Origin of the sequence: Novosphingobium sediminicola (genome assembly GCF_014196525.1) — a bacterium.
GTDB classification, from domain to species: Bacteria; Pseudomonadota; Alphaproteobacteria; order Sphingomonadales; family Sphingomonadaceae; genus Novosphingobium; species Novosphingobium sediminicola.
In genome coordinates, this window is record NZ_JACIDX010000003.1 from 271531 (window position 1) to 285496 (window position 13966).

Genomic DNA, 13966 nt, shown 5'->3' on the forward strand with positions numbered 1-13966 from the left:
CCTTCCCGCCCCCTTTTTCATGCCCGGAGTATCAGAAGCCCAGTGCGCCGGGGTTCATCACGCCCTTGGGATCAAGCTGATCTTTCAGCGCGCGCACCAGCACGCTGGCCTGCGACGTCAGGCGCGATTGATAGGGATAGGCGCGGCCGATCTGGAAATGGCCCGCGCCATAGTCCTGCATCAAGGCCACAATCGCTTCCTTCAGCTCATTGGCATAGGCCTTGGCCTCGGGGTTGGCCGGATAGTCTTTCAGCCCCGCGATCCAGTCCGGCCCCAGCGTTTCGAGATGATAGGGCGTGCGCGCATCGGGCCAGTAAAGCGCGATTTCATAAAGGAACCCGCTGGAATTGACCGGCGAGGCCATCGTCCCGGTCCAGATGCCCAAGCGATCCATATCCGCCTTGCGCCCGGCCAGCATCGCCTTGAACGCGCTGTGAAACGGCACGGCCTTTTCATGGGCCAGCACGCCATGGATCGGCACCCAGCGTTCGCCATTGGGGCCAAGGATATTGCCCAAAGGCGCGAAAGGCATGGTGCGGACAAAGGCGGGGATGGTGTTGGCGATCTCGCGCCCGTCATCGCCGATGATCCGGCGCAGGCGCTCGGCCCGGTGGGCGGCATCGGCGGGGTCAAAGCCCTCGACGATGAAATGGCACATATACTGGCCCGAACGCATCGGGTTCTCGCCCGCCAACGCCATTTTCAGCACTTGCGCCAGACCTTTGAGCTTGTTGGGCGCCTTGCTGAACACGCTCCACGCGATCTGCATCCGCGCGCCCATGCTTTGCTGGCGCCCGATCTGGCCTTGTGAAAGGGCAAGGTCGATCATGAAATGGCTGTCGTCGATCCGTGCGATCTGGGCGCGGCGCACGGCGGCGTGATAGGCTTCGAAACTGTCAAAGGCAAAGGACAGCGCCTCGGCATGGGGCAGGGCGGCGATCAGCGGCAGACGGATGCGCGCCTTGACCCCCAGCGTACCGCAATCGCCGGTGAACAGGCCGGTGATGTCCGGGCCATAGAAACGCATCGCTTCGGCGGCATTGGTGGTCAGCAATTCGCCATTGGCCAGCACGACGTCCAGCCCCAGCACGCTTTGCGCCGAAATGCCATGGGCGGCGGTGCCATGGCTGACGCTGTTTTGGCTGACCGATCCGCCGACAGTGGCCGCAATGCCCGAAAACGGCCCCCAAAAGGGCGTGCGCAGCCCGCGCGCATCCAGCGCTTCCTTCAGCGCGGCCCAAGTCACGCCCGCCTCGACGGTGACGATGGCGTTGCGCTCGTCAATCTCCATTGCGGTCAGCGCGCCCGTGTCGATCAGCACATGGCCGCCCGCCGGGAACAGATAGCCATCGGTATAGGAGGCCCCGCCCCCGCGCGGTACAATCGCCACGCCCGCCTCGGCGCAGAGGTGCACGGCGGTCTGCAGCGCTGTCACGCTGGCCGGGCGCAGGATGCACAAGGGCGCGCCGCCGGTCCGGTAAACGTCATTGGCCACATAGGCGAGGCGACCGGCATCCACCACCACCGCCCCGGCCCCCAGCGCCTGAACCAGCCGCGCCTTCAGCGTGTCATCCTGCATTGTTGCGCTCATCGGTCCGGGCCTTTCATCTGTCGGGGGCATATTCAGCCTCTATCGCTGGCGCAAGCAAGGGGGCCGGGCGAGGCATGGGGGTGATTTATCCGGCCTGCGGGCAAATCGGGCGAGGGGCAGCGGGCCGGACGGGATCGCATGCATCCTCCCGTCAAAGCCGCAGATCATACGCGGCGGGAGAAAGAGTCGCCCATGGGAGCATCCGCCGCATCAGGCTGGAACCGTATCGCCCGCGCCCTGCATTGGGGCACGGCGCTGGCCGTGCTGGTCGAGGTTCCGGCCGGTTTTATCATGAGCTGGACCTATGCCGCCCGCGATCCGGGGGGCAAGGCCAACCATATTCTTTCCAGCCAGATTCATCATACGCTGGGCCTGTTCGTGCTGCTCGCGGTGGTGTTTCGCATTGCTTGGCGCCTGACCCATGACACGCCGCCGCCGCCCGCCACGTCCAGCCGCTTTGAGGTGGTGCTGGCCGCCGCCGTGCAGGGGCTGCTCTATCTGCTGCTGCTGGCGCTGCCGCTTTCGGGCTGGGCGGCGCTTTCCTCGATGGCGGCGGGGGCGGGCTATCCCGCGCCAGAGATGTGGTTCTTTGGCACGGATGGCTTTGGCCCGCATGGGTTCATCCCGCATATCGTGCCGCCCGTGGCGTGGAATGCGCCGGTTCTGTTCAAGTATGGCTTGTTTGCCCGTATCCATGTCTGGGGTCTGTGGCTGGGCGGGGGTTTGCTGGTGCTGCATATTGCGGGCGCGTTCAAACAGCATTTTATCGCGCGCAGCGATGTGCTGATCCGCATGTGGAAAGGCGGGCAATGAGTGAGATCATCACCCTGATCCCGGAACCGGCCACGGCCGAGGCACTGGCCCCCTTTGGCGCGATCATCGGCGCGGCCAGCGGGGCCAAGAGCGTGGCGGTCGATTTCTATAAGGGCGCGGTGCGGATGAGCTATCCCGCCCCCTTTGAATGCGACCATCCGGTCGAGATCACTCTGGCCAGCATGGACCCGCGCCCCGGCGAAGTGCGTTATATGGAGCGCCATGCCCAGCATACGCAGGCCTTCATCCCGCTGGGCGGCAAGCCCTTTGTTGCGGTGATGGCCCCACCTTGCGAGGGCGATCTGCCTGATCTCTCGGCCGTGCGCGCCTTCCATTTCGACGGCAGTGCGGGCTTTGCCATGCATCGCGGCACATGGCACGAATTTCCCTTCGCCTTGCTGCCCGATACGCAGATCGTCGTCTTGCTTTCCAGCCAGACGGGGTATGATCTCAAAGCCAAGGACGAGGTGACCGAGGAGGCCCATGGGCCGGACCTCGACAAGAAAGACATTCGCGCCCGCACAGGGCGTCTGTTTCGATTCAGTTTGGAGCAAGATCTTGGTTGAACGCAAAAATCTGGACCGGACCGCCCGTTCCAAAGGCAGCCAGCCCGTGGTGCTGGAAAGCGCGACTCAGGATGCGCTGGCGGGCATGGTGCTGGCGCTGCTGGGCGAGGTGATGGTGCTGAAGGACCGGCTGGACGCCAATGAGCGGCTGCTCAAGGCCGCCGGGCTGCATGGGCCGGAGGATATTGACGCCTATCACCCCGATGCCGAGGCGCGCGCCTGTCGCGGCGCTTATAAGCAGAAGGCCTATGAGCGTGTGCTGGGCGTGGCCCGCGACCGGCTGCTGCCTGAGGCGCTGGCCGATCAGAACGCCTATGAAAACGAACTGGCGCGTGTCGCCGCCGATGCTAACTGAGGAGGTTCCCCCCATGGCCACTCTTGCTGAAACCGCCCGCCCCAATTCCACCCATTACGGCCATGCCGTGATGCCCCAGGCCACCCATGACGAACAGGCGCTGGAGGATCACTTTCTGGCCATGCGCATGTGGACCAACCAGAAGATGGACCCGCTCGACCGGCGCCTGCTGGACGAGGTGATCGTGCCGGAAGTGACCGCGAAAACGGGCAAGGCGCCCACCCGCAGCACCGAGGTGCGCAATGCGCTGGAAAACCATCCGCTGCACCAATATTGGCTGACCCTCTCGCTGTTCTATCAGGACCGCATCTGGCAGGCGCTGGATGGCGCGATTGACCGGCAATATGACGAACTGGCGGGCAAGGTGGCCGAGCAGGCGGCCAATCCCAAGGGTTCGCTGCGGCTGAACCCCGATCTGGTCATGCCGCGCTATATCAGCTCGATCGACCATCACCGCATGGCGGGCGGCTATATCACCGATACGTCGGATGCCGATTTCCGCGCAGGCGCTCTGTATGACCGTTTCGCCTCGACCTATCTGCGCAATCTGAACGGCGGGTGGAAGAATGACGGGCGCGGCCATACGCTGGCCAGCCATGTTCAGGGTTTCTTCCCCGATTTCAAGCCCAAGCGCATCCTCGATCTGGGCTGCGCGGTGGGCCATTCGACCGTGGCCATCGCGCAGGCCTTTCCCGATGCCGAGGTCTATGCGCTGGACGTGGGCGCGCCGATGCTGCGCTATGGCCATGCGCGGGCCGAAAGCATGGGCGTGGCCATCCATTTCAGCCAGCAGGACGCCGAACACACCGATTTCGAGGACGGCAGCTTCGATCTGGTCTGCTCTTCGGCCACGCTGCATGAAACCTCGGCCAAGGGCATGCGCCAGATCTTCAAGGAGAGCCACCGCCTGCTGCGTTCAGGCGGGATCATGTGCCATGTCGATGTGCCGCCGCGCCACGAACATCTGAGCCTGTGGGACCAGATGCGCTGCGATTTTGAATCGCATTACAATAACGAACCCTTCATGACCTCGCTGGCCCGCACGGACTGGATGAAAGTGGCCACCGATGCCGGTTTCGCGGCGGACAAGGTGGCGGTCGGCTATCGCAAGGGCAGCTATTTCCTCAATCCGAACACGGAGGATTTCTTTACCGAGGGCCACCCGGAAGGGCGCACGCTGATGGGCAGTTGGTATGCCTGCGCGGCGGTGAAGGACTGATCCTGTCCGCCAGTCGGCTAGAGTTTCGAGCGCAAGACCGGCCGCCATTTTGCCCTGCATGATCCGGGCATGATGGCGGCCGTTTTGGTGGGTAAGGGGTCTGGAATGCGTAAAGCGATTGTTGGGATGTTGCTTGCTGTTGCGGTGTCGGGGCCGGTCAGGGCGCAGGATGGGGTGGCCGCCAAGGCGCCGCCTGCGCCCGATTACGCCATGCGCGCCAATTGGTCGGTGTTTGCCTCCAAGGGCTGGGCCTCGCCCCTGCCGGCGGGCGCGGCCAAACCGGCCCGCGCGGCAAAGGTTGCGGTCTTTTTCCTCCACCCCACCACGCTGCGCAGCGAGACGGGCGAATTGAACCAGAACACGGCCGATGCCAAGGCCAACACTTGGACCGATGAAAGCAGCATCGCCCGACAGGCCAGCGTCTTTGCCGCCTGTTGCGATGTCTATGCCCCGCGCTATCGCGCCGCCACCTATAACAGTTTCGCCAGCGGCCCGGTGCGCGAGGCGGCATTTGCCTTGGCCTATGGCGATGTCGAGCGGGCTTTTGATGCGTTTCTGAAACAGATCGCCGACCGCCCCTTCATCATCGCGGGCCATTCGCAGGGGGCCTTCCATTCGGCCACCTTGCTGGAGCGGCGGATCGACGGCGCGGCGCTGCAAAAGCGGCTGGTGGCAGCCTATATCATCGGCATCAATCTGGCGCAGGGCGATTTCGGCAAACGGTTCAAGAGCGTGACGCCCTGCGCCGCGCCGGACCAGACCGGATGCGTGGTGCAATGGAACGCCTATCTTGATGACGTGGCCGATGTGGCGAAAATGGCGGGCTACTCGCAATCGACCTATGTGCAGAAATATGGCGATGATGCGGGCAAGGTCACGCTTTGCGTCAATCCATTGACCTTTGACGCAAAGCTGAAGGAGGCGCCATCGGCGGCGGCCAAGGGCGCGGTGCCGGGCAGTCCGGGCTTTGGCGCCATGCAGCCTTTGAAGGCAGGGGCGGTTTCGGCGCGTTGCGATTCCGGCCTGTTGCTGGTCCGGCCTCACAAGGAATTGGGGCTGGAGCCTTTGCCGGGCGGGGCGATGCACTATCACGACTTGGGTCTGTTCTGGGCCGATACCAGCGCCAATGCCGTGCTGCGCGCCCGCGCCTATCTGGCGGGTGGCAAGTGAAGCTCTGGCGCTGGGCGGGGGCCGCGCTGATCGCGGCGGCCTTGGGGGCTGGGGCCTATGTGGGGGCGGCGCGGGCCGGATGGCTGCGCCCGGATGAGGGCGACATGCGCGCGCGCTATGCCACGCCCGCCTCGCGCTTCATCACGGTGGACGGTCAGGCGCTGCATGTGGTGGATGAAGGCCCTCATCGCGCCGATGTGCCCGTCGTCATGCTGGTGCATGGTTCCTTTGCCTCGGTGCATATGTGGGATGGCTGGGCGGCGGGTTTGAAGGACCGCTATCGCGTGATCCGTTTTGACCGCCCCGGAATGGGCCTTTCCGGGCCGCAGCCGCAGGGTTTGTATAATGGCGATGCCGAGGCGGCGCTGATCGCGGCGCTGGCGCGGCAAATGGATCTGCCGCCTTTCGTGCTGGTGGGCACCAGCAGCGCGGGCGAGGGCGTGGCCCATTATGCTGCGCAGCATCCCGAGGCGCTGCGCGGTCTGGTGCTGGCCAATATTGCCGCCGGGCCGCTGAAACCGGCCCCGCATTTCACGCCATGGTTCAAGGCGGTGCTGGCCTTTGACGGTCTGCTGGGTGGGCATCACATACCGGCGATGTGGGGCGGTATCCTGCGGATGAATTATGCCGATCCGGCCCGCGTATCGCCCGAACTGGCGCGTGAATGGGCCGAACTGAACAATCGCGCGCAGGGCTGGCCGCGCCATTTCGGCAAGGCGCCGCCCTTTTCCGGCACGCCCGCAGATCTGGCGGCCATCACCACGCCCACGCTGGTGCTGTGGTCGGATCGCGATCCCGAAGTGCCGCTGGCCAAAGACGGGCGGCAAACGCTGGAAAGGCTGGGGGCAAAGGACAAGGCGATGGCTGTCGTTAAGGATTGCGGCCATATGATGCCGTTGGAATGTCCGCAGGCCTCATTGGCGTCCGTGCAGGCCTTTCTGGGCCGTATTTCCCGCTAAATTGCCCCGTCAATTACGGATTCCTGCGAATTTCACGCTGGACGCGCAGTGCCTAGCACGCTTTTGTGACTGTTTGGTCGGGCCTCTGCATCCGACAGGCGAATAGGCCGTATTTCCTGCGCCACGCGGGGCGGGGGCAAGGCACTCTCTCTTCAGCCGAAAGGGATAAGCGGAATCGGCCAGATAGGGGAGTTCAAGTCAAACGGCCTACTTTGGGGCCGGGGTGTTTTACGCGATGCGTAATTCGCCACATTCCCTGCTGGATGGATCGCGCCAATTGGCGCCGCGTGAACAACATGCGGATAGAATTTCATAATAACAGATAGCAGCGGGAACTAGAACAAATTCTGGATCGGCCCAATTCAACTGAAATGTGCCGACATAACAATTATCCAGTGAGGGAAAAATGGAAACTCGCTTTTTGAAAGCCTCTGTGGCGACAACGACCTCCGCTCTTGCGATTTTCGTGGCACTTGGGGTTGCCACGCCCGCGCTGGCCGCTGAACCGGCCGCCGCCGCGCCCGTCGAGGATGCCGGCACCATCACCGTCACCGCGCGCAAACGCAGCGAAGACATTCTCAAGGTTCCCGTGACGGTCACCGCGCTTACGGCTGAAACGCTGGCGCAAAAGGGCGTCATTTCGATGACCGGTCTGGCGCAGTCGACCCCCGGCATCAACATCAACGACAATTCATCGGGCCACGCCGACCGCTCGTTCCAGCAGATCGTGATCCGCGGCTTCACGCCCTCGACCACGCTGGCCACCACCACCTCGATGTTCATCGACGGCGTGGCGGTTGCCTCGCCCTCGGCGATCATGTCGATTTCCGATCCCAAGCAGGTCGAAGTCGTCAAGGGTCCGCAGAGCGCCTATTACGGCCGCAACACCTTCGCCGGCGCGATCAACATCAGCACCAAGGACCCGACCTCGGAATGGCACGGCACCCTGCTGGGCATGGTGGGCACGCGTGACAACTATCGCCTGCAGGGCTCGGTCGAAGGTCCGATCTTTGGTGACGTGCTGACCTTCCGCATCACCGGCGACCGCTGGGCCAAGAGCGGTTCGTGGGCCAATAACGCTGCCGGCGGCGGCACGTTGGGCGACCAGAAGAGCACGATCGGCACCGCCACGCTGCTGTTCAAGCCTGCCCCCAACTTCACCCTCAAGCTGTTCGGCCTGATGAGCGAAGACCGCGACGGCGCCCCGGCGCAGGCCCGCCTCTATGCCTATGACATCAAGTCGAGCTCCGGCGCCATCATCGCGCCCAGCCAGTCGAACTGTTCGTTCCAGGGCAATACCCGCGGCGTCGCCGGTCAGGGCAGCGCCGTCACCAACGCTTATCTTTGCGGCGTCACGCCCAAGCTGGCCTATCCGGTTTCGGCCAACGTGACCAACAATGATGCGCTGCGCTCGTGGCTGTCCAGCCCGACCAACCGCATCGTCGACCCAAGCGAAGCCGTCGATGGCTATGGCCTGCGCCGCATCAGCCACCATGCCCATGCCAATGCCGAATGGGTCATCAACCCCAATATCACGGCAACGGTTCTGGCCGGTTACAACCGCGAAGTCTGGTCCACGGTGATCGACCTTGACGGTCTGGACACCAGCAGCATCACCTATGCCGCCAACCCCAAGGGCTATTGGGACTATCCTTACCTGATCGAACGCAAGACCAATGACTGGTCGATGGAAGGCCGTTTGAATTACAAGTTCGGCCGACTGCGCGGTGTGGTGGGCGCCTCCTACCTCAAGGCGCAACAGCTTCAGGGCGGCGGCGGCGGCTTTGCCGCGCTCAGCCCGGCCGTGCTGCTGCCGGGCGGCAAGGCGGAAAGCCGCACGACGGGTATGTTCTTTGGTGCGACCTATGACTTTACCGACAAGTTGTCGGCCAGCGTCGAAGGGCGTTATCAGATCGACTGGCTCGGCGCTTTTGCCCGTCCCTCGGGCCAGACCATTCAGGCCGGTTATCTGCCTGCCGGGACCTATACCGGCGGCAGCATGCTGGCTTCGGCCAAGTATAACAATTTCACCCCGCGTGCGATTGTGAACTATCAGTTCACGCCCAGCTTCATGGCCTATGCCTCGTGGGCCAAGGGCGTGAACCCGGCGCAGTTCAACACCGCCATTCTGGCTACCAGCTCGGCCATCCAGAATGCCGCGATCGCTGCGGGCGGCGAGCTTTCGATCAAGCCGGAAAAGGTCACCAACTACGAACTGGGTGTGAAGGGCAAGCTGCTGGACGGCCGCCTGCGCTATACCGCTGCGGCCTATTATGCCCAGTGGCGCGATCAGATCAACGCGATCTCGATCATCGTGGCCGACCCCACCTCGGCCACAGGCACCAGCTTCCAGAACGTGTCCGCCAACACCGGCAATGTCGACCTTTATGGTGTTGAGGGCGATTTCTCGCTCAAGGTCAATGATCTCATCACGCTGGACGGCGCCGGTGCGATCAATGCCTCGGACATCAAGCAGTATCGCAGCACCACGGTCAGCCAGTTGACGGGCATGTTCGATTTCTCCGGCAAGGAGATGAAGAACACCTCGAAATACTCGGCCAATCTGGGCATCCTGCTGCATGGCGACCTGCCCTCGGTGAGCGATGGCAAGTGGTTTGCCCGGTTCGATTGGAACTTCAAGTCGGGCATGTGGTCGAATGAGGCCAATATCCTGCGCACGCCCGACCGCCATATCTTCAACCTGCGCGGCGGGGTGTCGAAGGGCAATGTCTCGGTTGAGGCTTTCGTGAACAATCTGTTCAACAACCACACCTACACCTCGATTGGCGACAATTATGCCATCGACAACACGCTCTCGCGTTTTGGCTTCTACTCGGCGGCTGTGGTGGGTCTGCCCGAACTGCGCACCTTTGGTCTGCAGCTCAAGGTCAAGATGTAATGGCCCGACGGGGCGGCGGCGCGATCCGTCGTCCCGGACCGGCAAATGGTTTCGGGCTGGCTCTGCGCATGCGGGGCCAGCCTTTTTTGTCAGAGGAGAGCGGCATATGACAGCCTATATCTGGGCCACGGTAAAAAGCGGCGAGCCTGAACAATTCCTCGCCTATGCTCGCGCGGCGGCGCAGGTCGCGGTGGGCTTTGGCGGAGAATATATCGTGCGCGGTCTGATCGATCAGGTGTTTGAGGGCGATTGCGAGGATGCGGGCCGGGCGGTGCTGATCCGCTTTCCCGATGCCGATGCCGCGCGCGCCTATATGAACAGCGAGGGCTACAAAGCCGCAAAGGCGCTGCGTGAAGGGGCGGGCGGATCGGTCAATTCGCGCCTTGTGGTGGCGTCATGACGGGCGCGTCGCGACGCGCGGTGCTGGGCGGCGCCTTGGGGGCGGGGGGGCTGTTGCTGGCCGTGCCCGCGCTGGCGGCGGTGCGGGGGCCGGTTCGGGGGCTGGATCTGGCCGCGCCTGCCGACCGGCTCAAGGCTTTTGTCAAAATGCGCGGCAGTCTGGATGACCGGCTGATCGCGAGCTGGGTCTCGGCGCGCTATTACGGCATCACCGGCGATGAGATGCGGCCTCTGTTCAATGTGCGCTCGGCGGTCTTTGCGCGCTATCGCCCGGCCTCCGATGGCGGCTATGAGGCCATCAATGCCGAAATCGCCTGGTTCACCGATCCTGATACGGGCGCGGTTCTGACCCAATGGCGCAATCCCTATACCGGGCGCGATGTGAAGGTGCCGATGGGGGGCTATGCGCCGTCCAAGGTGTTCATCCGCCCCGATCTGGGCTTTGGGCTGGCCAAGCCGGTGCCGGGGCTGGAGATCGAGCATGAGGTGCTGCCCTTCGAGGTGCGGGGCGATGATCTCTATATCACCGAACGTTCGCGCACCGCGATGCGCTTTGCCCCCGGCGCCAAGCCTTTCCGCTATTCGGAGAGCAACACGTTCCATGCCCGGCTGTCGGATGTGCTCTCAGGCGCGCGCCATGTGCCCAGCGATGTGAGCTTCACCAATGTGTGCAGTTGGCGCCCATGGATGGAGATGGGTGATATTGCGGGCCATATGTCGGCCATCGGCATCGGCAAACAGGGCGCGGCGATGGAGAGCATCCCGGCGGAATGGCAGGCCGCGACCCGCCAGTTCCGCCCGGAAGTGCTCAAAGATCCGGCAGCGCTGATCGCGCCTCTTTGGAACGAAAAGTAGTCAGACGACACCCAGCAGGGCGGCGGTCTCGTCGCCCTGTTTTGCCGCGCGCGCCATGGCGATACGGCCCATGTTGAACAGGCCCGCCGCCACGATCACCGCAGGCCCCGCCACAAGCGCAATCGCCCAGCCCACCTTGGCGGGATCATGCAGCACCGCGCCATTGACGCTGGCCACCAGCAAAGGCCCGCTGGCCGCGCCCAGCAATGTGTTGAGCACCAGCGTCAGCGCGATCGAGGTGCCGCGCATCCGCGCCGGAACAATGGCCTGCAAGGTGGCGAACATCAGCGTGCCGCAGACCGCATATATGGCATTGCCCGTGGCCACGACAAAGGCCGCCGTCCGCGCATCGCCCGCCAGCACCGCCAGCGTCGAGGGCAGCGCCAGCAGCGGCATGAAGGAAAGCAGGCGGAAACGCAGCATGGGCTTGCCCGCCTTCATCGAGCGGTCGAGCAGCCAACCGCCCACCAGCGGCCCGGTGGCCGAAAACAGCATGGAGAGCGGCCCCAGCCATGCGCCGACAAATTGCGGCGAAACGCCAAAGCCGCGCATCAGCATCGTGGGCTGCCACGCCGCGCCGCCATAGGCTGCGATAAAGCACACGCCAAAGCCCAGATAGAGCGGCGCCAGCACCGCCCGGTTGCGCCAGAACCATGCCGCGCTTTCGCCCAAGCCCGGATGCGCGGCCAGCGGCGAGAGGCCCCGCCGCACCGGTTCGCGCGTGGTCATCATGCCCAGCACGACGATCAGGCCCAGCGAGCCGGAAATGACGAAAACCGTGCGCCATGGGGCGAGCCCGGCCAGCACGGGCCAGTGGACAAAGGCACCCTTGGCCGCCGCGCTCAGCACGATGCCGGTGAAGGCAATGCCCAGACCCTGCGCCAGAGATTGGCCCATCATATAAATGCTGATTGGGCGGCCGCGCTTGTCCGGCGCAAACAGGTCGGAAATCAGCGAGATCGCGCATGGTCCCAGCGCCGCCTCGCCAAGGCCCACCAGCAGGCGGGCGGCGAACAATTGCCCGAAACCCGCCGCAAGGCCGCTGCCGATCGTGGCCAGAGACCATAGGGCGATGCCCCCGGTCAACAGGTTGCGGCGCGACACGCGATCCGCCGCCAACCCCATCGGCATGCCCATAAAGGCATAGAACAGGCCGAAGGCCAGCCCCTGCAACAAACCGATCGCGCCATCGCCAATGCCCAGATCATGGCGCACCGGATCGACCACCATGTTCAGGATCGCCCGGTCGATGACCGAACAGATCCCGGCAAGGAACAGCAACGCGACCATCCACCATGCGGTGGCGGCGCGGGGCCAGCTTTCGGCCGGGGCCCGCATCAGAGCAGGCCGCAGGCGCGGGCGCGCGTCTTGATATAATCGCCCAGCCAGTCAAGGTTGCGGAAACGCAGCGTGCCGCGCCCGACCGCCGTGCTGGAATGGGCCATGCCCGCCACCAGACGCAGCGCCTTGCCCATCAGGAACAGTTCCTTGTTGGCGATTTCCTCGGCGGTGAAGGGGCGGACCGACTGATAGCCGTCCTCAAACGCCGTGCCATAGCTTTCCGAAAATCCGTAGAACAGGTTGCCCCAGACGAAGTTCTGCACATCCTGCATCAGGAAATCCTCACCCGCTGCGTCGAAATCGAGCAGCGTGATCGTGCCCGCATCATCGACATGGACGTTGGAGGGGTGGAAATCGCGGTGGCACACGCCCAGCGGAACCCCCGCGGCGGCCAGTTCATCGAGGCGCTTGTCCATATTGGCGGCAATGATCGGATAGTCGCGCAGGTCATCGGGCCGATCATACACAAAGTCGATCAGCGCGGGCATGCAGATGTTGTAATCCTTGGCCGTGTCGGTGGTGAACTTGTGGTCCTTGCCCGCCCATTCAAAGCCCTGAAGGTGCAGATTGGCAAATGCCGCCCCGATGCGGAACGAGGTTTCCTCCGACAGCATATCGCCGAATTTGCGGCCCGGCGCCCAGTCATACATGGCAATTGCGCGCGCGCCTTCGGGCGTGGCGGCTTTCCAATAGAGCGATCCGTCATGCTGGGGCACGGCGACGCTGGCGGGGAAGGCCTTATCCTTCAGGAAAGCGAGGAAATCGAGTTCATAGGCGACATCGTCAACATCGCGGTACGTCTTGCGCCACACGCGCAGCGCATATTTCGTCTGCTCGTCCTGAACCAGATAGACATCGTTCATGCCGCGATAGAGCAGCCACACGTCCAGCTTGCCCACCACCGGATAGCGGGCCTTGACCTCGCGCGCGATAAAGTCGGGGTGCAGCACCGAATGCGAAATGTCGGCAATCGGCAGGCCGGATTCAACCAAGGAAGAGACGTAATTCACGGGCAAGCACCTCTGGAGCAATGTCGAAAATATCGCGATCCAATTGGGGCAGATCGCGGATGGAAATATCCGGTATCAACGCCGCCGCCGCCAGCGCAGGCTCTCGCAGGGCTTCATGCGGTTGCAGCAAAAGTACCGGACAGGTGATCTGGCCAAGGCGGGCATAGTCATAGGACCATACGCCGCGATAGGCCCATGTGAAGCGGTCAAGGATGAAGGCCTTGTCCGCAAAATGACGGATCGCGCGGGGCAGCGACTGGCGCGGATTGCGCGCCTTGACCACATAGGCCCACAGCCGCGTCAATAGGTCGATAATGACCGTGCCATCTTCGTCGGCCTCGGGAAATTCCTCGGCCTCGCGCAATTTGGCGGCGCGGATTTCGGCCGGATACATGGGAATGCCGGTCAGGCCCATGCGCCGCACCTGCCCCGGCAAGGCCAGCGCCAGTTCCACCGCCAGCAGCGACCCGGTATGATAGCCGTAAAGATCAATCGGCCCATCCACTCCCAACGCGGCCAGCCCATCGGCAAAGGCGGCGGCATAACCGGCCATGCCCGGCGGCGCGGGGGGAGCATCGCTCATCCCATGGCCAGGCGTGTCAAAGGCGATCACGCGGCGGTCCTGGGCCATGGCGGCGATCAGCGGCTCATATTCCCAGCCCGAGGACGGGTTCTGATGCAGCATCACCAAAGGCGGATGCGCGCCATCGACGCCCGCCTGCCGGTAATGCAGTTGGCCATAGCGACAGGTGGTATAGGCGCGCGACAGGGTCATGATCGGATCGGGGG

At 63.8% G+C, this 13966-nt stretch carries 13 protein-coding genes; 9 read left to right on the top strand and 4 right to left on the bottom strand.

The window, feature by feature from the left end; translation table 11 throughout:
• Window positions 1–31: 31 nt before the first annotated feature.
• Window positions 32–1591 carry an FAD-binding oxidoreductase gene (locus tag GGR38_RS05395; RefSeq protein WP_183623451.1) on the bottom strand — a complete coding sequence of 520 codons (1560 nt, stop codon included), beginning with the start codon at window positions 1589–1591 and terminating at the stop codon, window positions 32–34.
• A gap of 192 nt (window positions 1592–1783) precedes the next feature.
• Here GGR38_RS05395 and GGR38_RS05400 point away from each other — a divergent pair, with 192 nt between their 5' ends.
• The 9 genes from GGR38_RS05400 to GGR38_RS05440 all read left to right on the top strand — a co-directional run bounded on the left by GGR38_RS05400 (window position 1784) and on the right by GGR38_RS05440 (window position 10826).
• Complete coding sequence (locus GGR38_RS05400) at window positions 1784–2404, top strand: cytochrome b (protein ID WP_183623453.1); 621 nt, start codon at window positions 1784–1786, stop codon at window positions 2402–2404.
• Window positions 2401–2970, top strand: coding sequence for an ureidoglycolate lyase (locus GGR38_RS05405; protein WP_183623455.1), 570 nt, complete (start codon window positions 2401–2403; stop codon window positions 2968–2970). The genes GGR38_RS05400 and GGR38_RS05405 overlap by 4 nt, the downstream gene beginning before the upstream one ends.
• Window positions 2963–3325 carry a hypothetical protein gene (locus GGR38_RS05410; RefSeq protein ID WP_168601467.1) on the top strand — a complete coding sequence of 121 codons (363 nt, stop codon included), beginning with the start codon at window positions 2963–2965 and terminating at the stop codon, window positions 3323–3325. Before GGR38_RS05405 ends, GGR38_RS05410 begins: the two co-directional genes overlap by 8 nt.
• Before the next feature lie 13 nt (window positions 3326–3338).
• Complete coding sequence (locus tag GGR38_RS05415) at window positions 3339–4544, top strand: class I SAM-dependent methyltransferase (protein ID WP_183623457.1); 1206 nt, start codon at window positions 3339–3341, stop codon at window positions 4542–4544.
• 105 nt (window positions 4545–4649) lie between these two features.
• A complete protein-coding gene (locus GGR38_RS05420; protein ID WP_183623459.1) occupies window positions 4650–5714 on the top strand; it encodes a DUF3089 domain-containing protein in 1065 nt (354 codons plus the stop codon).
• The gene (locus GGR38_RS05425) at window positions 5711–6673 is read left to right on the top strand and encodes an alpha/beta fold hydrolase (protein WP_183623461.1); all 963 of its coding nucleotides are present in this window, start codon (window positions 5711–5713) and stop codon (window positions 6671–6673) included. The genes GGR38_RS05420 and GGR38_RS05425 overlap by 4 nt, the downstream gene beginning before the upstream one ends.
• 466 nt (window positions 6674–7139) lie before the next feature.
• Complete coding sequence (locus GGR38_RS05430; protein ID WP_343058993.1) at window positions 7140–9572, top strand: TonB-dependent receptor; 2433 nt, start codon at window positions 7140–7142, stop codon at window positions 9570–9572.
• A gap of 106 nt (window positions 9573–9678) precedes the next feature.
• Window positions 9679–9972, top strand: a complete 294-nt coding sequence (locus tag GGR38_RS05435; RefSeq protein ID WP_183623466.1) for a DUF1330 domain-containing protein — start codon at window positions 9679–9681, stop codon at window positions 9970–9972.
• Window positions 9969–10826: a DUF1838 family protein gene (locus GGR38_RS05440; protein WP_183623468.1), complete on the top strand. Its 858-nt coding sequence runs from the start codon at window positions 9969–9971 to the stop codon at window positions 10824–10826. The genes GGR38_RS05435 and GGR38_RS05440 overlap by 4 nt, the downstream gene beginning before the upstream one ends.
• Here the strand turns inward: GGR38_RS05440 and GGR38_RS05445 are convergent, their stop codons facing one another.
• From GGR38_RS05445 to GGR38_RS05455, 3 genes are read right to left on the bottom strand one after another with little or no spacing between them, the layout of a single operon-like run.
• The gene (locus GGR38_RS05445) at window positions 10827–12164 is read right to left on the bottom strand and encodes an MFS transporter (RefSeq protein WP_183623470.1); all 1338 of its coding nucleotides are present in this window, start codon (window positions 12162–12164) and stop codon (window positions 10827–10829) included.
• Window positions 12164–13177 carry a phosphotransferase gene (locus GGR38_RS05450; protein WP_183623472.1) on the bottom strand — a complete coding sequence of 338 codons (1014 nt, stop codon included), beginning with the start codon at window positions 13175–13177 and terminating at the stop codon, window positions 12164–12166. The genes GGR38_RS05445 and GGR38_RS05450 overlap by 1 nt, the downstream gene beginning before the upstream one ends.
• Window positions 13152–13952, bottom strand: coding sequence for an alpha/beta fold hydrolase (locus tag GGR38_RS05455; RefSeq protein WP_183623474.1), 801 nt, complete (start codon window positions 13950–13952; stop codon window positions 13152–13154). Before GGR38_RS05455 ends, GGR38_RS05450 begins: the two co-directional genes overlap by 26 nt.
• Window positions 13953–13966: the final 14 nt, after the last annotated feature.

Coding starts and splice junctions, on each gene's coding strand:
- GGR38_RS05420 (WP_183623459.1), top strand. CDS start 4,650: ATGCGTAAAGCGATTGTTGGGATGTTGCTTGCTGTTGCGGTGTCGGGG.
- GGR38_RS05455 (WP_183623474.1), bottom strand. CDS start 13,952: ATGACCCTGTCGCGCGCCTATACCACCTGTCGCTATGGCCAACTGCAT.
- GGR38_RS05440 (WP_183623468.1), top strand. CDS start 9,969: ATGACGGGCGCGTCGCGACGCGCGGTGCTGGGCGGCGCCTTGGGGGCG.
- GGR38_RS05435 (WP_183623466.1), top strand. CDS start 9,679: ATGACAGCCTATATCTGGGCCACGGTAAAAAGCGGCGAGCCTGAACAA.
- GGR38_RS05395 (WP_183623451.1), bottom strand. CDS start 1,591: ATGAGCGCAACAATGCAGGATGACACGCTGAAGGCGCGGCTGGTTCAG.
- GGR38_RS05405 (WP_183623455.1), top strand. CDS start 2,401: ATGAGTGAGATCATCACCCTGATCCCGGAACCGGCCACGGCCGAGGCA.
- GGR38_RS05445 (WP_183623470.1), bottom strand. CDS start 12,164: ATGCGGGCCCCGGCCGAAAGCTGGCCCCGCGCCGCCACCGCATGGTGG.
- GGR38_RS05415 (WP_183623457.1), top strand. CDS start 3,339: ATGGCCACTCTTGCTGAAACCGCCCGCCCCAATTCCACCCATTACGGC.
- GGR38_RS05400 (WP_183623453.1), top strand. CDS start 1,784: ATGGGAGCATCCGCCGCATCAGGCTGGAACCGTATCGCCCGCGCCCTG.